At 70.6% G+C, this 20,116-nt stretch carries 19 protein-coding genes; 9 read left to right on the top strand and 10 right to left on the bottom strand.

Going from position 1 to position 20,116, the window contains the following annotated elements:
• Positions 1-140: 140 nt before the first annotated feature.
• The gene (glnA, locus tag ACF1A5_RS26865) at positions 141-1,502 is read right to left on the bottom strand and encodes a type I glutamate--ammonia ligase (protein ID WP_356188384.1); all 1,362 of its coding nucleotides are present in this window, start codon (positions 1,500-1,502) and stop codon (positions 141-143) included.
• 304 nt (positions 1,503-1,806) lie between these two features.
• Here glnA and ACF1A5_RS26860 point away from each other — a divergent pair, with 304 nt between their 5' ends.
• Complete coding sequence (locus ACF1A5_RS26860; RefSeq protein ID WP_392195446.1) at positions 1,807-3,000, top strand: globin domain-containing protein; 1,194 nt, start codon at positions 1,807-1,809, stop codon at positions 2,998-3,000.
• 511 nt (positions 3,001-3,511) lie between these two features.
• Here the strand turns inward: ACF1A5_RS26860 and ACF1A5_RS26855 are convergent.
• Positions 3,512-3,952, bottom strand: a complete 441-nt coding sequence (locus ACF1A5_RS26855; RefSeq protein WP_392195445.1) for an RrF2 family transcriptional regulator — start codon at positions 3,950-3,952, stop codon at positions 3,512-3,514.
• Between the two features lie 183 nt (positions 3,953-4,135).
• Here ACF1A5_RS26855 and ACF1A5_RS26850 point away from each other — a divergent pair, with 183 nt between their 5' ends.
• From ACF1A5_RS26850 to ACF1A5_RS26840, 3 genes are all read left to right on the top strand, one after another.
• Positions 4,136-4,810: a DUF3105 domain-containing protein gene (locus ACF1A5_RS26850; protein WP_392195444.1), complete on the top strand. Its 675-nt coding sequence runs from the start codon at positions 4,136-4,138 to the stop codon at positions 4,808-4,810.
• Entirely contained in the window at positions 4,807-5,439 is a 633-nt protein-coding gene (locus tag ACF1A5_RS26845) for a DUF305 domain-containing protein (protein ID WP_392195443.1), read from the top strand. Before ACF1A5_RS26850 ends, ACF1A5_RS26845 begins: the two co-directional genes overlap by 4 nt.
• 210 nt (positions 5,440-5,649) lie before the next feature.
• Complete coding sequence (locus tag ACF1A5_RS26840) at positions 5,650-7,590, top strand: protease pro-enzyme activation domain-containing protein (RefSeq protein WP_392195442.1); 1,941 nt, start codon at positions 5,650-5,652, stop codon at positions 7,588-7,590.
• A gap of 147 nt (positions 7,591-7,737) precedes the next feature.
• Here the strand turns inward: ACF1A5_RS26840 and ACF1A5_RS26835 are convergent, their stop codons facing one another.
• Positions 7,738-7,887 carry a hypothetical protein gene (locus ACF1A5_RS26835; RefSeq protein ID WP_392195441.1) on the bottom strand — a complete coding sequence of 50 codons (150 nt, stop codon included), beginning with the start codon at positions 7,885-7,887 and terminating at the stop codon, positions 7,738-7,740.
• 153 nt (positions 7,888-8,040) lie between these two features.
• Between ACF1A5_RS26835 and ACF1A5_RS26830 the strand changes: the two genes are divergently transcribed.
• On the top strand, positions 8,041-10,104 hold the full coding sequence (locus ACF1A5_RS26830) for an NAD(+) synthase (protein ID WP_392195440.1): 2,064 nt from the start codon (positions 8,041-8,043) through the stop codon (positions 10,102-10,104).
• Here the strand turns inward: ACF1A5_RS26830 and ACF1A5_RS26825 are convergent.
• A complete protein-coding gene (locus ACF1A5_RS26825) occupies positions 10,090-10,290 on the bottom strand; it encodes a DUF397 domain-containing protein (protein ID WP_392195439.1) in 201 nt (66 codons plus the stop codon). The two genes, ACF1A5_RS26830 and ACF1A5_RS26825, sit on opposite strands and share 15 nt — an antisense overlap.
• Positions 10,262-11,125, bottom strand: coding sequence for a Scr1 family TA system antitoxin-like transcriptional regulator (locus ACF1A5_RS26820; RefSeq protein WP_392195438.1), 864 nt, complete (start codon positions 11,123-11,125; stop codon positions 10,262-10,264). Before ACF1A5_RS26820 ends, ACF1A5_RS26825 begins: the two co-directional genes overlap by 29 nt.
• Before the next feature lie 112 nt (positions 11,126-11,237).
• Between ACF1A5_RS26820 and ACF1A5_RS26815 the strand changes: the two genes are divergently transcribed.
• Together ACF1A5_RS26815 and ACF1A5_RS26810 are read left to right on the top strand one after the other, a co-directional pair.
• Positions 11,238-11,603 carry an ATP-binding protein gene (locus ACF1A5_RS26815; RefSeq protein WP_392195437.1) on the top strand — a complete coding sequence of 122 codons (366 nt, stop codon included), beginning with the start codon at positions 11,238-11,240 and terminating at the stop codon, positions 11,601-11,603.
• A 62-nt stretch (positions 11,604-11,665) separates the two neighbouring features.
• A complete protein-coding gene (locus ACF1A5_RS26810) occupies positions 11,666-12,727 on the top strand; it encodes a DUF6215 domain-containing protein (RefSeq protein ID WP_392195436.1) in 1,062 nt (353 codons plus the stop codon).
• Positions 12,728-12,858: 131 nt separating this feature from the next.
• Here the strand turns inward: ACF1A5_RS26810 and ACF1A5_RS26805 are convergent, their stop codons facing one another.
• A complete protein-coding gene (locus ACF1A5_RS26805; protein WP_392195515.1) occupies positions 12,859-13,296 on the bottom strand; it encodes a glutaredoxin domain-containing protein in 438 nt (145 codons plus the stop codon).
• A 309-nt stretch (positions 13,297-13,605) separates the two neighbouring features.
• Between ACF1A5_RS26805 and ACF1A5_RS26800 the strand changes: the two genes are divergently transcribed.
• The gene (locus tag ACF1A5_RS26800; RefSeq protein WP_392195435.1) at positions 13,606-13,980 is read left to right on the top strand and encodes a VOC family protein; all 375 of its coding nucleotides are present in this window, start codon (positions 13,606-13,608) and stop codon (positions 13,978-13,980) included.
• Between the two features lie 115 nt (positions 13,981-14,095).
• Here the strand turns inward: ACF1A5_RS26800 and ACF1A5_RS26795 are convergent, their stop codons facing one another.
• From ACF1A5_RS26795 to ACF1A5_RS26780, 4 genes are all read right to left on the bottom strand, one after another.
• The gene (locus ACF1A5_RS26795) at positions 14,096-15,310 is read right to left on the bottom strand and encodes an MFS transporter (protein ID WP_392195434.1); all 1,215 of its coding nucleotides are present in this window, start codon (positions 15,308-15,310) and stop codon (positions 14,096-14,098) included.
• Positions 15,311-15,400: 90 nt separating this feature from the next.
• Positions 15,401-16,459 carry an endonuclease/exonuclease/phosphatase family protein gene (locus tag ACF1A5_RS26790; protein WP_392195433.1) on the bottom strand — a complete coding sequence of 353 codons (1,059 nt, stop codon included), beginning with the start codon at positions 16,457-16,459 and terminating at the stop codon, positions 15,401-15,403.
• 173 nt (positions 16,460-16,632) lie between these two features.
• Positions 16,633-17,259, bottom strand: coding sequence for a TetR/AcrR family transcriptional regulator (locus ACF1A5_RS26785; RefSeq protein ID WP_392195432.1), 627 nt, complete (start codon positions 17,257-17,259; stop codon positions 16,633-16,635).
• 105 nt (positions 17,260-17,364) lie between these two features.
• On the bottom strand, positions 17,365-18,954 hold the full coding sequence (locus ACF1A5_RS26780) for an MFS transporter (RefSeq protein WP_392195431.1): 1,590 nt from the start codon (positions 18,952-18,954) through the stop codon (positions 17,365-17,367).
• A gap of 275 nt (positions 18,955-19,229) precedes the next feature.
• Between ACF1A5_RS26780 and panB the strand changes: the two genes are divergently transcribed.
• A complete protein-coding gene (gene panB, locus ACF1A5_RS26775; protein WP_392195430.1) occupies positions 19,230-20,093 on the top strand; it encodes a 3-methyl-2-oxobutanoate hydroxymethyltransferase in 864 nt (287 codons plus the stop codon).
• The last annotated feature ends 23 nt before the right edge of the window (positions 20,094-20,116 follow it).

Here is a 20,116-nt window from a genome sequence, read left to right as displayed (position 1 = left end):
AGGCCATTTCAAGCAGTGCGCGCTCCGGCGCCGAACGGCCAGGGGCGGCGGCCCGGGGCGGGTGAGACGCGTGGGGGCCGGCGGTCCGTGACCGTCGGCCCCATGCGCCGCGTACGCGGGAAACCCGCCGCGACCTGCGCCTACAGCACCGGCAGGTTCTTCCGCAGTTCGAAGGCGGTCACCTCGGAGCGGTACTCCTCCCACTCCTGCTTCTTGTTGCGGAGGAAGAAGTCGAAGACGTGTTCGCCGAGGGTCTCGGCGACCAGGTCGCTGCGCTGCATGAGGGCCAGGGCCTCGCCGAGGTTCTGCGGGAGGGGCTCGATGCCCAGGGCGCGGCGCTCGGCGTCGGAGAGGGCCCAGACGTCGTCCTCGGCGCCCGGCGGCAGCTCGTACCCCTCCTCGATGCCCTTCAGGCCGGCGGCGAGGAGGACGGCGTAGGCGAGGTAGGGGTTGGTGCCGGTGTCCAGGGAGCGGACCTCCACGCGCGCGGAGCCGGTCTTGCCCGGCTTGTACATGGGGACGCGGACCAGGGCCGAGCGGTTGTTGTGGCCCCAGCAGATGTACGAGGGGGCCTCGCCGCCGGCGCCGGCGGTGCGCTCGGAGCCGCCCCAGATGCGCTTGTAGGAGTTCACCCACTGGTTGGTGACAGCCGAGATCTCCGCCGCGTGGCGCAGCAGGCCCGCGATGAAGGAGCGGCCGACCTTGGAGAGCTGGTACTCGGCGCCGGACTCGTAGAACGCGTTCCGGTCACCCTCGAAGAGGGACAGGTGCGTGTGCATGCCGCTGCCCGGGAACTCCGAGAACGGCTTCGGCATGAAGGTCGCCTGCACCCCCTGCTCCAGCGCCACCTGCTTCATGACCAGGCGGAACGTCATGATGTTGTCCGCCGTGGACAGCGCGTCCGCGTACCGCAGGTCGATCTCCTGCTGGCCCGGGGCGCCCTCGTGGTGGGAGAACTCCACCGAGATGCCCATCGACTCCAGCATGGTGATCGCCTGGCGGCGGAAGTCCATGCCCACGTTCTGCGGGGTGTGGTCGAAGTAGCCGGAATTGTCGGCCGGGGTCGGGCGGCTGCCGTCGACGGGCTTGTTCTTCAGCAGGAAGAACTCGATCTCGGGGTGTGTGTAGAAGGTGAAGCCCAGGTCGGAGGTCTTGGCCAGGGCGCGCTTGAGGACGTAGCGCGGGTCGGCGAAGGACGGGGAGCCGTCCGGCATCAGGATGTCGCAGAACATGCGGGCGGTGCCGGGGGCCTCGGCGCGCCAGGGCAGGATCTGGAACGTGGAGGGATCGGGCTTGGCGATCATGTCTGACTCGTAGACCCGCGCGAAGCCCTCGATGGCGGAACCGTCGAAGCCGATGCCCTCGTCGAAGGCCTGCTCCAGCTCGGCGGGGGCCACGGCCACGGACTTCAGGAAGCCCAGCACGTCCGTGAACCACAGGCGTACGAACCGGATGTCGCGCTCCTCCAAGGTCCGGAGCACGAACTCCTGCTGCTTGTCCATCTTCCGCTTCCCCATCCTTGCTGGTCAGGCCGCCTGTCTCCCGTACCACAGGAGGCGGTAGGGCACCTGAGCATCCCACCACAACACCATTTCATGCGCGTTGCGGACCTTGATCGCCCGGCCGTCCACGGCGTGAAGGCCCCGCGTACGGCAGGTGTACCGCTCCGCTGCCCATCTTGCCTGCTCGCACCGGCATCCGTAATGGCCGACAAGCACCGGGAGTGAGCGACACCACCCCTCCATAATTTGCATCAGAAATGCAAGTTTTATTAGCGTGTTGATCAGTCGAGCACGAGGAGTCCCGATGCTGTCCGAGCCGTCCGCAGCCACCGTCCGCGCCACCCTTCCCGCCGTCGGCGCGGCCATCGGCGAGATCACCGAGCGCTTCTACGCCGGCCTCTTCGCCGCCCACCCCGAACTGCTGCGCGACCTCTTCAACCGCGGCAACCAGGCCGCAGGCACCCAGCGCCAGGCGCTCGCCGGTTCCATCGCCGCCTTCGCCACGTACCTGGTGGAGCACCCCGACCAGCGGCCGGACGCCATGCTCAGCCGGATCGCCCACAAGCACGCCTCGCTGGGCATCGCCCCCGAGCAGTACGAGGTCGTGTACCAGCACCTCTTCGCCGCCATCGCCGACGTCCTCGGCGAGGCCGTCACCCCCGAGGTCGCGGCCGCCTGGACCGAGGTCTACTGGCTGATGGCGAACGCGCTCATCGCCATCGAGAAGCGGCTGTACGCGGAGAGCGGCAGCCGCGACTGGCGGGACTGGGAGGTCGTCGAGCGCGTCACCGAGACCGCCGATGTCGTCACCTTCCGGCTGCGCCCGGCCGACGGCGGCCCGGTGGCCGACTTCCGGGCGGGGCAGTACGTCTCCGTCCGCGTCGAACTCGACGACGGTGCCCGGCAGATCCGGCAGTACAGCCTGTCGGGGGTGCCGGGCTCGCCCGTGCGGCAGTTCAGCGTCAAGCGGGTGCTGGGCGAGACGACGCCCGACGGCGAGGTCTCCAACCACCTCCACGCGCGCGTGGGCGAGGGCGACGTCCTCCAGCTGTCGGAGGCGTACGGCGACCTGGTCCTCGACGACGCCGTCGACACGCCCCTGCTGCTCGCCTCCGCGGGCATCGGCGTCACCCCGATGGTCGCGATGCTGGCCCAGCTCGCGGAGACCGGGCAGCGCGCCCCGGTGACCGTGGTGCACGGCGACCGCTCCCCCGCCGACCACGCCCTGCGCACCGACCACGAGGCGTACGCGGCCAAGCTGCCGGAGGTGTCCGTGCACTTCTGGTACGAGGAGGGCGTCGAGGACGCCGGGCCGGGCGTCCGGACGGGTCTCGTGGACCTCTCCGAGGTCGACGTGGCACAGGGCACGCGCGCGTACCTGTGCGGTCCGCTGCCCTTCATGCGGGCGGTGCGGGCCCAGCTGATCGAGAAGGGTGTGGCCCCGGCGGACATCCACTACGAGGTGTTCGGGCCGGACCTCTGGCTCGCGCAGGGCTGAGAACGGCAGACGGCAGACGGCCCGGGCCGGGGCGCCCCGAGCGTCCCGGCCCGGGCCGAGGCGGTTCGAGGCCGGACGGCCGTGGCCGAGGCGGTTCGAGGCCGGACGGCCAGGGGCGAGGCGCTGGGGTCTGACGGCCAGGGGCGAGGCGCTGGGGTCTGACGGCCAGGGGCGACGCGCTGGGGTCTGACGGCCAGGGGCGAGGCACTCAGGGCCGACGGCCCCCGGGCGAGGCGCTGGGGCCGAGCAGGCGGGACCGACGGGCGCGGGGTCGACCGGGGCGGGGCCAGATGGGCAGGGCCGGACGGGCGGGACGCAGAAGCGTGCGGCCGGACGGATGCGGCCCACAGGTGCAAGGCCGAACGCGGGCGCGGCCCGGAGGCGTACTGCCGGGCGGGCGAGAGGCCAGGAGCACGTGGGTGGAAGGCCTCCCGGCCGGAAAGCGTGCCGAGGGGCGGGCCCGGGGCGCGCACCCCTTCACGGGCCCCCTAACGTGGCGGCCCCGCCCCCCTCACGGAGCCCTGGTGATCTCCAGCAGCAGCGGGCCGGTCGGTGCCGCGACCATGTCGGCCAGGGTGAGCGGGTCCAGCGAGGCGTAGAACGCCTCCTGCGCCCGGCGCAGGGCCCCCCGGAGCCGGCAGGCCGCCTTCAGCGGGCACGGGGAGGTGCCCCCGCCCTCGCAGTCGACGACGTCACCCGCCCCCTCGAAGGCGCGCACCACGGCGCCGACCGACACCGTGCGCCCCTCCTCCGTGAGCGCGAGCCCCCCGCCCCGGCCGCGCCGGGCCGTGATCAGCCCCCTGTGGGTCAGTTCGGCGACGACCTTCGCGGCATGGGTGTAGGGCACGTCCATGTCCGCCGCGACCTCCCGGGTCGTGGGGGTCGAGTCACCCGTGACGGCGAGCCGCATCAGGACGCGCAACGCCAGGTCGGTGGAGCGCAGCAGTCGCATCCGCCCAGCGTAAATAATGTGCATCCATGCTTCAACTTTCCGGCGGCCCGCCCCGGGCACCGCAGCGGCCGGTGGACAGGGAAATTCGTATCTTCGGCCAGTCCCGCGCCCTCCCTGCGTACACGGCCGCCCGCCCCACTACGATCAGCGGACCCGTTCCTCCGCCTCCCCAAAGGACTCGCCATGGGTTCCGCCAACAAGACCGGCGTCGAGCAGCGCAAGGCCCGCATAGAGGAGATGCGCCGTGCCGAGCGCTCCCGGGAGCGCCGCAACCGGATCCTGACCGTCACGGCGAGCGTGGTCGTCGTCGCCGGTCTGGTCGTCGGCGGCGTGGTGCTCGTCCGCTCGCAGGGCGGGGACAAGAAGGACACCGCGAGCGACGGGAAGAACTCCGGCGACTCGGGCCACTTCGCCGTCGGCAAGGACGGGGTGCGGGCCTGGACGGGCACGCTCTCCCGCACCCACGTCAACACGCCGGTCTCCTACCCGATGCACCCGCCGGTGGGAGGCAACCACAACCCGGTCTGGCTGAACTGCAACGGCGACGTCTACACCCAGCCGGTCAAGGACGAGAACGCCGTGCACTCGCTGGAGCACGGCGCGGTCTGGGTGACGTACACCGCCAAGGCCGCCAAGTCCGACGTGCAGGCGCTCGCGGCCAAGGTGAAGAAGACGCCGTACACGCTGATGAGCCCGTACGAGAACCAGGCGGCGCCGCTGGTGCTGTCGGCGTGGGGGCACCAGCTCGCCGTGAAGAGCGCCGACGATCCGGCCGTCGACAAGTTCTTCGCCGGCTACGTGCAGGGCCGGCAGACGCCCGAGCCGGGTGCCTCCTGCACCGGCGGGACGATGAAGTGAGCAAGCACGTCGGCTGGATCGCCGGTGCCGCCGCGGCCGCGCTGGTCGCGGCGGGGGCGATCACGTACGCGGTCGCCGAGGACGGGGGCTCGGACTCCGGCGGCGGGACGCCCGCCGCCGACTCCGCGGACGCCGGTTTCGCCCGGGACATGGCGGTCCACCACCAGCAGGCCGTCGAGATGTCGTACATCGTGCGCGACCGCGCGAGCGACCCCGAAGTGCGACGCCTGGCCTACGACATCGCGCAGACGCAGGCCAACCAGCGCGGGATGCTGCTGGGTTGGCTCGACCTGTGGGGGCTGCCGAAGGTGTCGGCGGATCCGCCGATGACCTGGATGGGCATGGGTGACATGACCTCCGGCGAGGACGGCGCGCTGATGCCGGGCATGGCGACCGACAGCGAGATGAAGAAGCTGGGCGAACTGAACGGCAGGCGGGCCGAGGTCTTCTACCTCCAGCTGATGACGGACCACCACAAGGGCGGTGTCCACATGGCCGAGGGCTGCGCGGCCAAGTGCACGGTCGGCGTGGAGAAGAAGCTCGCGCAGGGCATGGTCGAGGCCCAGCAGTCCGAGATCCGGCTCATGGCCGACATGCTCAGGAAGCGCGGCGCCACCCCCCGTTCGTAATAACGCCGTTCGGGCGAAAGCCTCGATTCACCCAGGATGACGGTCTCTTGGGCTTCTCTTGGCCTGCCCATTCCCCTGGCATGAACGGTTCATCGAAAGAGTGTCCCCGTCGTGTGATCCCTACGGGGGGTCCGAACCGCCGCGGGCTCTACGCGGATCACACCATGACCGACCACTCATTGCGTTACATGCGATCCGCATGGGGGTTCTATGAGATCCAATCGCGCCACGGTGCGCGCCTCAGTGAGCATGGCGGCGACGCTGCCGATGCTCGCCGGCGCGCTGGCGCTCGGCATACCCGCGGCGCACGCCGCGGACCACTCGGGCCGGGACGCCCTCACGGGCACCAAGCCCCTGTGGGCCACGGCCAAGGCGGACAAGGGGGCGGCTTCCGACAGCGCCCTGGTCAGTGCCCGGGTCTTCCTGGCCGGCCGCGACGCCCGCGGTCTGGCCGCCTACGCCAGGGCGGTCGCCGACCCGTCCTCCGCCGCGTACGGCAAGTACCTGAGCGCCAAGCAGGCCCAGGCGCGCTTCGGCGCGACCAAGGCCCAGGTGGCCGCGGTGAAGGGGTGGCTGAAGGCGGCGGGCATGAAGGTCACCGCCGTGACCCCGCACTACATCGCCGTCACGGGCGACGTGGCCGCCGCCGAGAAGGCGTTCGGCACCCAGCTCCACAACTACGCCAAGGGCTCGAAGACCTACCGCGCGCCGTCCTCGACGGCCTCGGCGCCCGAGGCGCTCAAGGGCGCCGTCCTGACCGTCACCGGCCTGGACAACGCCCCGCACAGGGCGAGCCACAAGGACCAGCTGCCGCCCCCGGACGCCGTGTTCAAGAACTCCGGGCCGTTCTCGTCGTACTACGGCTCGAACATCGCGAGCACGCTGCCGGACGCGTACGGCACGAAGATCCCGTACGCGGTCAAGGGCTACACGGGCAAGCAGCTGCGTGCCGCCTACGGCGCCGGCAAGTACACCGGCCGGGGCGTCCGCATCGCCATCACCGACGCGTACGCCTCGCCGACGATCGCCTACGACGCCGCCACCTACGCGAACAAGCACGGTGACGCCGCCTGGACGACCGGACAGCTGCGCCAGGTGCTGCCGAAGAACTACACGAAGACCAAGGAGTGCGGGGCCGCGGGCTGGTACGGCGAGGAGACCCTCGACGTCGAGGCCGTGCACGCGGTCGCGCCCGCCGCGAACGTCACCTACGTGGGTGCCGCGTCCTGCTACGACGACGACCTGCTCGACTCGCTGAGCAAGATCGTCGACGGTCACCTGGCCGACATCGTCTCCAACTCCTGGGGCGACATCGAGGCCAACCAGACGCCGGACCTCGCGGCCGCCTACGACCAGGTCTTCCAGTTCGGCGCGGTCGAGGGCATCGGCTTCTACTTCTCCTCCGGCGACAACGGCGACGAGGTCGCCCACACCGGTACGAAGCAGGTCGACACCCCGGCCAACTCGGCGTGGGTGACGGCGGTCGGCGGCACCTCGCTGGCGGTCGGCAAGGACAACACGTACCTGTGGGAGACCGGCTGGGGCACCGAGAAGGCCTCGCTGTCCGCGGACGGCAAGAGCTGGACCAACTTCCCGGGCGCCTACACCTCCGGTGCGGGCGGCGGCACGAGCAGGACCGTGGCGCAGCCGTACTACCAGAAGGGCGTCGTCCCGAACGCGCTGGCCACGGCGAACAACGCCGCGGGCAACCGCGTCGTGCCGGACATCTCGGCGATCGCCGACCCGAACACCGGTTTCAAGGTCGGCCAGACGCAGACCTTCCCGGACGGCTCGCAGCAGTACAGCGAGTACCGGATCGGCGGCACCTCGCTGGCCGCTCCGGTGATCGCGGCCGTGCAGGCCCTCGCCCAGGAGGCGCGGGGCGGCAAGGCGATCGGCTTCGCCAACCCGACGATCTACGCCAAGTACGGCTCGAAGCTGTACCACGACGTGACGGACACCCCCACGGGTACCGAACTCGCCGTGGCGCGCGTGGACTTCCTCAACGGGTTCGACGCCGCCGACGGTCTGGCCACGTCCGTCCGCAGCCTCGGCAAGGACAGCTCGCTCAAGGCCGTGAAGGGCTACGACGACGTCACCGGCGTGGGCACGCCCGCGAACGGCTACGTCGACTCCTACCGTCGCCACTGACCTCAGGTCAGCGGCTCGGCAGCGCCGTGTGCCCGTCCCTCGTCCGCGAGGGGCGGGCACACGCGTGTGTCAGGGGGCGGGCGGCGCGCCTTCGGGGCGGCGGCCGGCCCGCTCGGTGCTGGGGGCGCGCAGCGCTGCGCGCCCGGATCAGGCCGGGTCCGGACCGCTCGGGCCGTCGGCGACCCGGTACGCCTTCGTCCACGTCTCGCCGCACCGGCAGCGGGAGTGCTCGAGCAGCTCGCCGTCCTCGGAGACGCCGAAGCCGTCCTTGAGGCGTATATGGACATGCTCAGCCATGAGGCCTCCCTTTCTTTGTCCGGATATCAACCGATCCTCGCCTCTCGCCCCCCTTGATCGCAGTGCCCTGGGTCACGTCTGGCCCGAAACCTCTGTGGCGCCGGTCACCCTCCCCCCACCCCATCGTGTCGCTCTGACGATTACACTGGACGCGTGCCTCCGTTGAACTTCTGGTCGATCTATCAGCATGGCTTCGCCCGCGTCGCCGCGTGCACGGGTCACACCGTCATCGCGGACCCGCACGCCAACGCCGAAGCGGTCCTGCGCCACGCACGCCGGTGCACCGAGGAGGGTGTCGCCGTCGCCGTCTTCCCGGAGATGGTGCTGTGCGGCTACTCCATCGAGGACCTGCTGCTCCAGGACGCGCTCCTCGACCAGGTCGAGGAGGCGCTCCGGGAGGTGGTGGCCGGGTCGGCGGGGCTGCTGCCGGTCCTGGTCGTCGGAGCCCCGCTGCGCCACCGCAACCGGGTCTACAACTGCGCGGTGATCGTGCACCGCGGCCGGGTCCTCGGTGTCGTGCCCAAGTCGTACCCGCCGAACTACCGGGAGTTCTACGAGCGCCGGCAGATCGGCGACGGCGCCGACGAGCGCGGCGGATCGATCCGCGTCGCCGGCGAGACCGTGCCGTTCGGCGTGGATCTGCTGTTCGCCGCCGAGGACGTGCCCGGTCTCGTGCTGCACGCGGAGATCTGCGAGGACATGTGGGTGCCGGTGCCGCCCAGCGCGGAGGCGGCCCTCGCCGGTGCGACCGTCCTCGTCAACCTCTCCGGCAGCCCGATCACGGTCGGGCGGGCCGAGGACCGCAAGCTGCTGTGCCGCTCGGCGTCCTCCCGCTGCCTCGCCGCGTACGTCTACGCGGCGGCCGGCCTGGGCGAGTCGACCACCGACCTGGCCTGGGACGGCCAGGCCATGGTCTACGAGAACGGCGTACTGCTCGCCGAGACCGAGCGGTTCCCGCTCGGCGACAGTCACGCGGTGGCCGACGTGGACCTCGACCTGCTGCGGCAGGAGCGGCAGCGGATGGGCACGTTCGACGACAACCGCCGTACGCACAAGGCGCGGACCGACGACTTCCGGACGGTCTCCTTCGAGCTCGATCCGCCGCTCACCGACCTGGGGCTGCGCCGCCGCCTGGAGCGCTTCCCGTTCGTGCCGGCCGACGCCGACCGCCTCGCCCAGGACTGCTACGAGGCCTACAACATCCAGGTCGCCGGCCTCCAGCAGCGTCTCGCGGCGATCGGCGGCCCGAAGGTGGTCATCGGGGTGTCCGGGGGCCTGGACTCCACCCACGCGCTGATCGTCGCCGCGCGCGCGATGGATCGCGCCGGGCGTCCGCGCAGCGACATCCTGGCCTGGACCCTGCCCGGCTTCGCCACCAGCGACCACACCAAGGACAACGCCCACAAGCTGATGGAATCGCTCGGGGTCACCGCCGCCGAGCTGGACATCACGCCCACCGCGCGGCTGATGCTGCGGGAGATGGGCCACCCGTTCGCCTCCGGCGAGCCGGTGTACGACGTCACCTTCGAGAACGTGCAGGCCGGTCTGCGCACGGACTACCTCTTCCGGCTGGCCAACCAGCGCGGCGGCATCGTGCTCGGCACCGGTGACCTGTCCGAGCTGGCGCTCGGCTGGTCCACGTACGGCGTCGGCGACCAGATGAGCCACTACAACGTCAATTCGGGCGTGCCGAAGACACTGATGCAGCATCTGATCCGCTGGGTCATCAGCAGCGGCCAGTTCGACGAGGAGACCGGCAGGACGCTCGCCGCGATCCTCGACACCGAGATCAGCCCGGAGCTGGTCCCGGGCGAGGAGATGCAGTCGACGGAGTCGAAGATCGGCCCGTACGCGCTGCACGACTTCACGCTCTTCCACGTGCTGCGGTACGGCTTCCGGCCGTCGAAGATCGCCTTCCTGGCCTGGCACGCCTGGCACGACCCGGAGACCGGCGCCTGGCCGCCGAACTTCCCGGAGGCCAAGCGGGTGGCGTACGACCTGCCGGAGATCCGGCGCTGGCTGGAGGTCTTCTGCCGCCGCTTCTTCGCGTTCGCGCAGTTCAAGCGATCGGCCATGCCGAACGGGCCGAAGGTCTCGGCCGGCGGTTCGCTCTCCCCGCGCAGCGACTGGCGCGCACCGTCCGACGGCAACGCGCGGGCCTGGCTGCGGGAGTTGGCCCGGTTCGACGTGCCGGAGGCGGATTCAGCCCCTGAGTGAGGCGACGAAGGGCGCCCAGGCGGCCGCGCTGAGAAGCAGGGCGGGGCGGTCGGGCGCCTTGGAGTCTCGTACGGGGACGAGGCCGGGGATGTTGGGGGCGACTTCGACGCACTCCCCGCCGTCACCGTTGCTGAAGCTGCTCTTGAACCAGAGCGCTTCACTCAAGTCGACCCGGTTGCTTGCCATTTCGGTAATCCCCTGCCGCTGCCTTGATGATCGTCAGGGACGCCTCCGGTGACAGCGCGACGGCCCTCAGCCGATCGTATGCCTTGCGGTACTGCTTCACGAGGGCCGGATCGTCGATGGTATCGCCGCTGTAGGACGCCTCGGTATAGATCAGTGGGGGCGCGTCCGGAAAGGTCATGACCATGATGGAGGCGGCCATCAGGGGATACGCTCCGCACGATCGCGGAATGATCTGCGGAGTGATCCGACGTCGCTCGGCCAATTCCACAACCCGGCCGAGCTGTTCCGCCATCTCCAGCGGCGGAAGGATCGAGTCCGTGACCAGCGACTCGTGCAGGACCGCCCAGTACTCCGGGGTGGAGAGATCCTCCTCGAAGAGGCGGGCACGGGCGAGCCGGGCCATCACCTTCTCCTCGACCCACTCATCGGAGGCCGCCGGGTGCGCCGACCGGACGAGCGTCCGAGCGTACGGAGCGGTCTGGAGCAGCCCGGGAAAGATGATGGGGGCCCACAGCTCAATGGACTCCGCCTGCTTTTCCGCCTCAAGGGCCTTCTCGAAGTACGCGGCGTGCGGCCCCCTCCGCGCCTTGCGCACGTCCTCACAATGCCGTTCAAAGAACCCGTCAGTCGCGAGCACCTGGTCCACATGACGCGCAAGATCCAACGGCATCCTGCGCTCCCCGCGTTCGATGTCGCTGAGATAGGTCTTGCCGTAGAAGCTCCCCTGAAGCAGCGCCTCCAGCGAGAGACCCGCCGCCTCCCGCTTCCACCTCAGCTCCTTGCCGTAGAACGTCGGAACGCTCACCGAGCCGTCGATGTCCTTGCGCCGTGCCATCGCCCACCTTCCGCTGTACCGGTCGCGAACGCGAAACCCCTTTCACCGTAGCCAGCCCGACGACAGCCTGTGAGGAATTCGTCACCGACCGCACAGAAGGCTGTCGCCGCCCATGCACGACCACTCCCCCACCGCCTACGAACTCGACCTGCTCGCCACCCCGAAGGCCGTACCGGAGCTGCGCCACCACCTTCGCGCTCTCGACTTCGAAGTCCGCCTGTGTGCGACGGAGTTGCTGACGAACGTCATCGACCACCTCGGCCAGGGCACCCCGGTGACCGTCCGCGTCACCGGCACACCCCACGGCCACACCCGCGTCGAGGTCACCGACCCCGACGCGCGCGCCCTCCCCGTCCTCCTGTCGGCCACCGACACCGCCGAGTCCGGCCGCGGCCTGACCCTGATCGACGCCCTCGCCCAGCGCTGGGGCGTCGATCAGGGAGCGGACCACAAGACGGTCTGGTGCGAACTGGCTTGATCGTGACCGGAACTGTGGCCTCCACCACGGCGAAAGCGGTCTGGTCCTGGTGAGATCACCAAGTGCTCGGTCTACTTCTCCGCGTCCTGCCCTTCTGGGTCCGCGAGCCTCTGCTCATCGTGATCGGGTCCGTTCTCGGCCTGCGCATCATGTATCTCGCCGTCCACGATCGCGACTGGGTCGCGGCCGGTCTCGGTGTGGTGTTCCTCGTGTTCACCGGGATCCGCGTCCGCGCGGTGGTCCGGGCGCTTCGCGCGCGCCGGAACCCGGGTCCGGTGGCCTCCGGGGACGGGGCGGTGGTCGATGGAGCGGCAATCGATGCCGCCGCCCAGGCGGCCCAGTCACAGGCCGGAGCCACCCAGGCTCGGCCACAGGCCGGAACCGGGCCGCGTCCCGGTCCGGGCACGCAGGAGAAGGAGCCCAACGTGTGGGGCCAAGCCGTCGCGGCGGTGGCCCTGTTCGGGGCACTCGGGGCCGCGCTGTGGGTGGCCCCGCACGTGCTGCCGTCCGCCGACAACACGCAGCGACCCGCCTCGTGTTCGGGCACGGAACACGAGGAGTTGCCGAAGGCATACAAGAAGACGCCCCGGCCGGTGACCGGTGACGAGCTGTGCAAGGCGCTCAACCGGCCCGACCTGGCCCGGCTCCTCGGAACGCCCGGAGAGAGCGCGAACTCGGCTTCCGGCACCAGCAATACCGCCGCCCTGACCGATGGGAAGGTCGCCGAGCCGGAGGCCGAGGTCGCGTTCGACACGTACACCGTGAAACTCTCGGCCACTTACAACGAGCTGTCGATCGCCCAGTACGTGAAGCTGATCAAGATCGCGGGTGACGAGGGCAAGAAGGACATGAGGACACTCACGGTTCTCGGCCGGCCCGCGGTCCTCTCCTCGGACCACACCATGAAGTTCGAGATCAACCTCGGCAGTGATCACAACAGCGGGCCGGTCGAGGAGGGTCCCCTGGCCAGGACGCTGTCCGTGGCCCTCGACCGAAAGGATCGGGGCGGCTCCTACGACATCACCGTGTGGAGCACGTCCGGCGCCCTCCCGGACGACAAGGTTCTCCTCCACATCGCTGAGAAGGTTCTGCCGACGATCCCCGAGCGGAGTGACGGACCATGAGCGCCCGACCGACCGACCGGGCCGGGCCGGGCCGGGCCGGATGGCGGGTGACGGAGCGACACCAAGGTCCGGGAGCGAAGCCCCCTGGTTGACGGTCTGGTGCGAGTCGGCTGAACCGGGGCGCCCGTCGGTCACGCAGAACGAGAAAGCTGTCGGCGTACCCATGCGGGATCGGGGTTGACGTGAGGCCGGCCGGCCACGACCACGGTCGGCACGGTCTCGTCGCCCTCGTTGGCCGTTCTCACCACCGCGGCTCCGGCCGGGTCACGCCAGATGTTGACCCAGTGCAACCGGCGGGCGCGTCGGCCCAACCGAAAGCGCAGGCGCAGACAGTAAGTACAGCCCGGCCGCCAGAAGACGACAGGCCGGCCGTCGGCCGCGCTGAGGCGTTGCGCTTCCACAGCTCCGATCGACCTCGGAAAGACGAGCGGCGAGTACACGCCTGCGGTCAGCACGAACGTCAGCAGGACGGCTACGGCGCCGGGGCTGCTCCCTCTGGAGGCCAGTCCGGCCGCAACGACTGAGCCGCAGAGCACCAACGACAGCGGGAGGAGCCAAGCACGCATCACGAAGACGAAGGCTACCGCCCGACCGGAACCGGCCCCCAGACCCGGCAGTGCGAACACATCGCGATCAGGCGATCAACTGCCGTCCTTCTGCGCGGCATTGTGCGGCCTGTTGTCGCAGCCGAGGGGATGAAGTACCGTCACCCGACGTGAACACCGGATCGGCGCTGCGCCACACACGGATCGGCTACCCGGTGGGCGGCTGACCGCACGGTGGGTGCGGACAACGCACCCCGGTTCGGCACGCGGACCTCCCGACGCCCGGGCACCACGAGTCCGTTTCCCGTGCCGAGCGACAGCGAGGTCAGCCACATGACAGTCACGTTCAACCACACCATCGTCGCCGCCAAGGACCGCTCCGAATCGGCCCGGTTCTTCCGAGAACTGCTCGAGCTTCCGGACGCGCCGTCCTGGGGTCCGTTCACCAACATCCAGCTCAGCGACGGCGTGCTGCTTCAATTCGCCGAGCCACCGGTGGAGATCCAGATGCAGCACTACGCGTTCCTGGTCGACGACGAGCTGTTCGACCGGGCGTACCGGCGGCTGTGCGAACGCGGGATCGAGCACTGGGCCGATCCGCAGATGCGGCGCCCCGGCGAGATCAACGACGAGCACGGCGGTCGAGGGGTGTACTTCAAGGACCCCGCCGGGCACGCGATCGAGCTGATCACCCGCCCGTACCTGTAGGTGAAGGACGGCCTGGCCGGGCGCCCGGGACGGGACGCCCGGCCGGGCAGCCGTCGACCCGCCCTCGGTGGACCGGGCCGGGTCGGCGGAGGGGACGCAAGGGGGGGACCCCCGCTCAGTGGTGCAGCACGCCCGGCTCCTCGGGCACATGGGTCGCGACCACACGGCCGGTGTGGGCGGCCTCGCGGCGCCGGTCCACCAGGCGGGCGACGGCCGCCACCGCCAGGCCGAGGACCGCCAGCGCCGCCCCGGCCAGCGCGGGCGAGGTCACGCCGAAGCCCGCCGCCAGGGCGAGCCCGCCGATCCACGCGCCGCCGGCGTTCGCGAGGTTGAAGGCCGCCTGGTTGGCGGAGGAGGCGAGGGACGGGGCCGCCGTGGCCTTCTCCATGACCATGAGCTGGAGCGGGGAGCCCGTGACGAACGCGGCCATGCCGAGCAGCGCGACCGCCAGGGCCGCGCTCCAGCCGGCCGTCATCAGCGCCGGGAAGAGCAGCAGGACGACGGTCAGCGAGGCCAGGCCGCCGAACAGCGTGCCGCGCAGCGAGTGGTCCGCCAGGCGGCCGCCGAGCAGGTTGCCCGCCGTCGCGCCGACGCCGAACAGCGCCAGCAGCAGGGTCACGTCGCCGCCGGCGTACCCGGCGGCGACGGTGAGCATGGGCGTGATGTAGCTGTAGGCGGCGAAGAGGGCGCCGAAGCCCGCCACGGTGGTGGCCAGGGCCAGCCAGACCGGCAGCGGGCGCAGGGCGGCCAGTTCGCCGCGCAGGCCGCTCGTGGAGGCGTGCGTGTGGTCGTGCGGGATCAGCAGGGCCAGCGAGACGATCGCGGCCAAGCCGATCGCGCTCACCCCGAGGAAGGTGGCCCGCCAGCCGAGGTGCTGGCCCATGAGCGTGGCGACGGGGACGCCCGCGATGTTGGCGACGGTCAGGCCGAGGAACATCAGCGAGACGGAGCGGGCCTTGCGCTCCGGCGCCACCATGTTCGTCGCCACCACGGCGCCCACGCCGAAGAAGGCGCCGTGCGGCAGACCGCTCAGGAAGCGGGCGCCGAGCAGGGACTCGTACCCGGGGGCGAAGGCGGACAGCGCGTTGCCCGCGACGAACAGGGCCATGAGGCCGATCAGCACCGTGCGCCGGGACAGGCGCGCGGTGACGGCGGCCAGCAGTGGGGCGCCGACGACGACGCCCAGCGCGTACGCCGAGACCAGGTGGCCGGCGGTCGGGATCGAGATGTGCAGGTCTTCCGCGACGTCGGGCAGCAGCCCCATCATCACGAACTCGGTCGTGCCGATGCCGAAGGCGCCCACGGCGAGGGCGAGCAGGGCCAGGGGCATGAGGGACCTTTCGTTGCGGTGTTCCGTACAGCGTAGCGTCAATATGTTCACTGACGGAACAAAGCCTGCCAGGCCCCTTGTGCCAGCGGGTCAAGACCCGGTTGCGGATCGGGGGACGTTCACCCGCGCCGCCACCGGAAGGTGGTCGCTGTCGGTGCGCGGCAGGGTCCAGGACCCGATCGGCTCGACGCCCTTGACCATGATCTGGTCGATCCGCGCCATCGGGAACGACGCCGGCCAGCTGAACCCGAACCCGCTGCCCGCCGCGCCCTGCGTGGAGCGCATCTGGGAGGTGACCTCGTTGAGCGACCGGTCGTTCATGGTGCCGTTGAGGTCGCCGAGCAGGATCTTGCGGGGCAGCGGCTCGGCGGCGATGGCCTCGCCCAGCGCGTCGGCGCTCTTGTCGCGCTGCCGCGCGGTGAACCCGGCGTTCACCTTCACCCGCACCGACGGCATGTGCGCGACGTACACCGCGACGGGGCCGTACGGCGACGCCACGGTGGCACGCATGGCCCGCGTCCAGCCCAGCTTGATGTCGACGCCCCGGACGTCGGCGAGCGGGTACCTGCTCCACAGCCCGACGGTGCCCTGCACCGAGTGGTACCGGTAGGTCCCGGCGAGCGCCTTCTCGTACACCGGGACCGCCGACGCCTTCAGCTCCTCCAGGGCGAGCACGTCGGCACCGGAGGCGGCCACGTCGCGGGCGGTGCCGGCCGGGTCGGGGTTGTCGGCGTTGACGTTGTGCGTGGCCACCGTGAGGTCTCCCCCGGTGGCCGTCTTGTCGGTGAGCAGGCCGCCGAAGAGGTTCACCCAGACGACCGCGGGCAGCAGCACCGCGATCAGCGCGGTCGCCGACCTGCGCACCAGGGCCAGGACCAGCAGCACCGGGACGAGGAGCCCCAGCCACGGCAGGAAGGTCTCCGTGAGGCTGCCCAGGTTGCCCACGCGGTTGGGGATGCGCGAGTGCAGCAGCATCACCAGGGCGAGCACCAGCGCGACCGCGGCGGTCAGGACGCCCCGCCGCCAGATCCGCGGGTCGCCGCGCCAGCCGTCGAGCAACCGGTCCGCCAGGCGCCGGAGCCGGGAGCCCCGGTGCTCGGGCCCCGAGCCGCCGTTGTCCGTCTCCGTCATGTACGCCTGCTGCGCCATACCGCTGCCTCACCGCCTGCCGTGCACACCGTCACCCCCGGGTTACGACCCTAGGGGATGATCGGCTCCGTTCCGCCGTTCCATGACGGCCGTACGGGCACGAGGACGAACAAGTCGGCGCGGTGAGTTCCGGTGATCGGCGGATCGCCGCGGTCTGTGACGAAACGCGCACATCAGGCCGGGGAACTGACGGGTCGTATCCCTTCGAGCAGGGAGTCGACGATCTGTTCCGCGAGGCCCTCGGGCAGGTCGGCGTCGGGCCGCATCACGGTGCGGACCAGCATCGGGCCGACGAAGAGGTCGTTCAACAGGTCCACGTCGACGTCGGTGCGCAGTTCACCGTTCTCCTGCCCCCGGCGCAGGATCTCGATCTGCAGCCTGCGCCGGGGCTCGACGACGGTGGCGTGGTAGGCGCACCAGATCTTCGGGCTGCTCTTCATCTGGGCGTAGACGTTGTGCAGGATCGCCGAGGAGCGGCTGACCAGTCCGCGCCGCCGCAACTGCTCCAGCAGCGCCACCAGGTCGTCGCGCAGGGAGGTGCCGGGCAGCGCGGGGTCGGCCGGCTCGGCCGCGCGCACCACGTCGACGAAGAGTTCCTCCTTGCCGCTCCAGCGGCGGTAGATGGTGGCCTTGCCGACACCCGCGGTGCGGGCGATGCGCTCGATGGAGAGTTCGGCGAGCGGCACGCCCTCCTCCAGGAGCTTCATCACGCCCTCCATGATGGCGCGCTCCACCGCTTCGCTCCGGGGTCGTCCCCGGACGGGAAGCTCGGAGGCGGCTCGGCTGTCGGCGAGGCTCACTTGGGTCCGTCCTTTCGTCGCACTGAGGGATTGTCCTACCGGGCGCTCGACCCCCCGTAGAGAACTGCTGTCCCCCCGTCGCGAACTGCTCGCCCCCGTCGAGCACTACTCGACCGCCGCCACCAACTCCTGCTCCTCCTCGCCCTTCTGCGGGGCGGCCGGCCGGCCCGGCAGGAACACGGCCACCACGACGGCGCCGATCAGCGCGACCACGGTGCCGCAGAGCGCGGTGACGTGCATGGCGTGCAGGAAGGCGTCGTTGGCCGGGCCGACGAGGGCCTCGCCGCGCGGGCCGAGCCTGGCGGCGACACCGAGGGTGGCCTCGATGGACTCGCCCGCGGTGTCCCGCAGGGCGGCCGGGAGCAGGCCGAGCTTGTCCTCGATGCCGTCGCGGTACGCCGTGGACAGCACCGAGCCGAGGACGGCGATGCCGAGGGCGCCGCCGACCTGGCGGAAGGTGTTGCTGAGCGCGGACGCCGAGCCCGCCTTCTCACGCGGCAGGGCCTGCATGATCATCACACTGGTCGGCGTCATGATGTGCGCCATGCCGGCGCCCATCAGGAAGAAGACGACCTCCAGCACCCAGATCGGCGTGTCCGCCTCGAGGCCGGCGAAGGCGGCCAGCATGCCGGCCAGGAGGACGAGGCCGGCCGTGGTGGTGGCCTTGTTGCCGAAGCGCTCGACGACCAGCCGGGCGCGCGGCGCGAAGATCATCTGCGCGGCGGCCAGCGGCAGCATCAGCAGGCCGGACTGCAGCGGCGAGTAGCCACGCACGCTCTGGGTGTAGAAGACCGAGAAGAACGTCACGCCCATCAGTGCGAAGAAGACCAGCGCGATGGCGGTCATGGCGGCCGAGAAGACCTTGTTCTTGAAGTACGTCACGTCCAGGGACGGGTGGTCGCTGCGCCGCTCGAAGACCACGAACGCGGCGAGCACGACCAGGCCCGAGAGGCTGGTCGCCAGCACGGTCGGGTTGGTGAAGTCGGCGAGCTCGCCGCCCTTGATGATGCCGTAGACGAGCAGGACCAGACCGACGACGGACAGGACGACGCCCACCGGGTCCACGCGGCCGGGCCGGGGGTCACGGGAGTCGGGCACCAACCAGACCATCAGGGCGAGCGCGAGGAGCACGATCGGCACGTTGATGAGGAAGACCGAGCCCCACCAGAAGTGGTCCAGGAGCAGACCGCCGGTGATCGGCCCTATGGCGATGGCGAGGCCGACGCCGCCGGCCCAGATACCGATGGCCTTGGGCTGCTCGTCACGCTCGAAGACGTTCATCAGCACGGCGAGGGTGGCCGGCATGACGAAGGCGGCGCCGAGAGCCATCAGGGCGCGGAAGGCGATCAGCTGGGCCGGCGAGCCGGACTCGGCGGCCAGCGCGGAGCCGGCGCCGAAGATCACCAGACCGCCCAGCAGGACCTTCTTGCGGCCCACCCGGTCGCCGATGAGGCCCGCCGTGAACAGCAGTCCCGCGAAGACCAGGGTGTAGGCGTTTATCGCCCACTCCAGCTCGCTCTGCGTGGCTCCCAGTCCGACCGGCGCCGGGGTGGAGATCGTCTTGATGGCGACGTTGAGGATCGAGTTGTCGAGCACCACGATCAGCAGGCTCAGCATCAGGACGCCCAGGATCGCCCAGCGGCGCCGGTGCACCGCTTCCGGAATCCGGGAGGCAGGGGCGGCAGGAGTAGTCATGCTCACCAGCCTAGATCATTTCCGATACGAGACCGTCTCGTATCGGAAAATTATTTACCGAGACCTTACACAGTGAAACCGTCACATACCGAACCGCCCGGAACCTCCGCACGACACGGGACCGCATGGGACGGGGACCGCACGGGACGGCAGCGGGACGGGACTCCCACCGGGATCACACGGGGTCCTCTGGCCCTGACCGGCACGAGGTGCCACCATGGAGGGGATCCGGGGACGCCGTCAGGGCGCCTCGAGATGACTGAAGGAGCCGTAGCATGACGCAGCTTTCGGCTGCCCAGAAGCCCTCCGACGGCAGCAAGGCGCTGTACGGGGGCAAGGGCACGCGCCGCATCACGGTCCGCGACATCGCCGCCGCCAAGGAGCGGGGCGAGAAGTGGCCCATGCTCACCGCCTACGACGCGATGACCGCCTCCGTCTTCGACGAGGCCGGCATCCCGGTGATCCTGGTCGGCGACTCCGCCGGCAACTGCCATCTCGGGTACGAGTCGACGGTGCCCGTCACGCTCGACGAGATGACCATGCTGTCCGCCGCCGTGGTACGCGGCACCAGCCGCTCCCTCGTCGTGGGCGACCTGCCCTTCGGCTCCTACCAGGAGGGCCCGGTGCAGGCGCTGCGCTCGGCGACCCGGCTGGTGAAGGAGGCCGGCGTCGGCGCCGTCAAGCTGGAGGGCGGCGAGCGCTCGCACGAACAGATCCGGCTGCTGGTGGAGTCCGGCATCCCGGTGATGGCGCACATCGGCCTCACCCCGCAGTCGGTCAACGCCATGGGCTACCGCGTCCAGGGCCGCGGCGAGGAGGCGGCCGCGCAGCTGCTGCGCGACGCGAAGGCCGTGCAGGACGCCGGCGCCTTCGCGGTCGTGCTGGAGCTGGTGCCGGCCGAGCTCGCGGCCGAGGTGACGCGGGTGCTGCACATCCCCACGGTCGGGATCGGCGCCGGTCCGGACACCGACGCGCAGGTGCTGGTGTGGACCGACATGCTCGGGCTGACCGGCGGGCGGGTGCCGAAGTTCGTGAAGAAGTACGCCAACCTGCGCGAGGTCATGGGCAGCGCGGTGAAGGAGTTCGCCGAGGACGTCGTAGGCGGGACGTTCCCGCTGGAGGAGCACTCCGTCCACTAGACCATTGCGGCAACACCACGGAC

Origin of the sequence: Streptomyces sp. NPDC014864 (genome assembly GCF_043081525.1) — a bacterium.
Taxonomy (GTDB): domain Bacteria; phylum Actinomycetota; class Actinomycetes; order Streptomycetales; family Streptomycetaceae; genus Streptomyces.
This window is presented reverse-complemented; position numbering and strand designations above follow the sequence as displayed.

What these genes read in the sequence shown, in the direction of transcription:
- ACF1A5_RS26855 (WP_392195445.1), bottom strand. Translation starts at nt 3,952, where the DNA reads ATGCGACTGCTGCGCTCCACCGACCTGGCGTTGCGCGTCCTGATGCGG.
- ACF1A5_RS26840 (WP_392195442.1), top strand. Translation starts at nt 5,650, where the DNA reads ATGAGATCCAATCGCGCCACGGTGCGCGCCTCAGTGAGCATGGCGGCG.
- ACF1A5_RS26825 (WP_392195439.1), bottom strand. Translation starts at nt 10,290, where the DNA reads ATGGCAAGCAACCGGGTCGACTTGAGTGAAGCGCTCTGGTTCAAGAGC.
- ACF1A5_RS26800 (WP_392195435.1), top strand. Translation starts at nt 13,606, where the DNA reads ATGACAGTCACGTTCAACCACACCATCGTCGCCGCCAAGGACCGCTCC.
- ACF1A5_RS26815 (WP_392195437.1), top strand. Translation starts at nt 11,238, where the DNA reads ATGCACGACCACTCCCCCACCGCCTACGAACTCGACCTGCTCGCCACC.
- panB (WP_392195430.1), top strand. Translation starts at nt 19,230, where the DNA reads ATGACGCAGCTTTCGGCTGCCCAGAAGCCCTCCGACGGCAGCAAGGCG.
- ACF1A5_RS26860 (WP_392195446.1), top strand. Translation starts at nt 1,807, where the DNA reads ATGCTGTCCGAGCCGTCCGCAGCCACCGTCCGCGCCACCCTTCCCGCC.
- ACF1A5_RS26835 (WP_392195441.1), bottom strand. Translation starts at nt 7,887, where the DNA reads ATGGCTGAGCATGTCCATATACGCCTCAAGGACGGCTTCGGCGTCTCC.
- ACF1A5_RS26790 (WP_392195433.1), bottom strand. Translation starts at nt 16,459, where the DNA reads ATGGCGCAGCAGGCGTACATGACGGAGACGGACAACGGCGGCTCGGGG.
- ACF1A5_RS26795 (WP_392195434.1), bottom strand. Translation starts at nt 15,310, where the DNA reads ATGCCCCTGGCCCTGCTCGCCCTCGCCGTGGGCGCCTTCGGCATCGGC.
- glnA (WP_356188384.1), bottom strand. Translation starts at nt 1,502, where the DNA reads ATGGACAAGCAGCAGGAGTTCGTGCTCCGGACCTTGGAGGAGCGCGAC.
- ACF1A5_RS26780 (WP_392195431.1), bottom strand. Translation starts at nt 18,954, where the DNA reads ATGACTACTCCTGCCGCCCCTGCCTCCCGGATTCCGGAAGCGGTGCAC.
- ACF1A5_RS26850 (WP_392195444.1), top strand. Translation starts at nt 4,136, where the DNA reads ATGGGTTCCGCCAACAAGACCGGCGTCGAGCAGCGCAAGGCCCGCATA.
- ACF1A5_RS26820 (WP_392195438.1), bottom strand. Translation starts at nt 11,125, where the DNA reads ATGGCACGGCGCAAGGACATCGACGGCTCGGTGAGCGTTCCGACGTTC.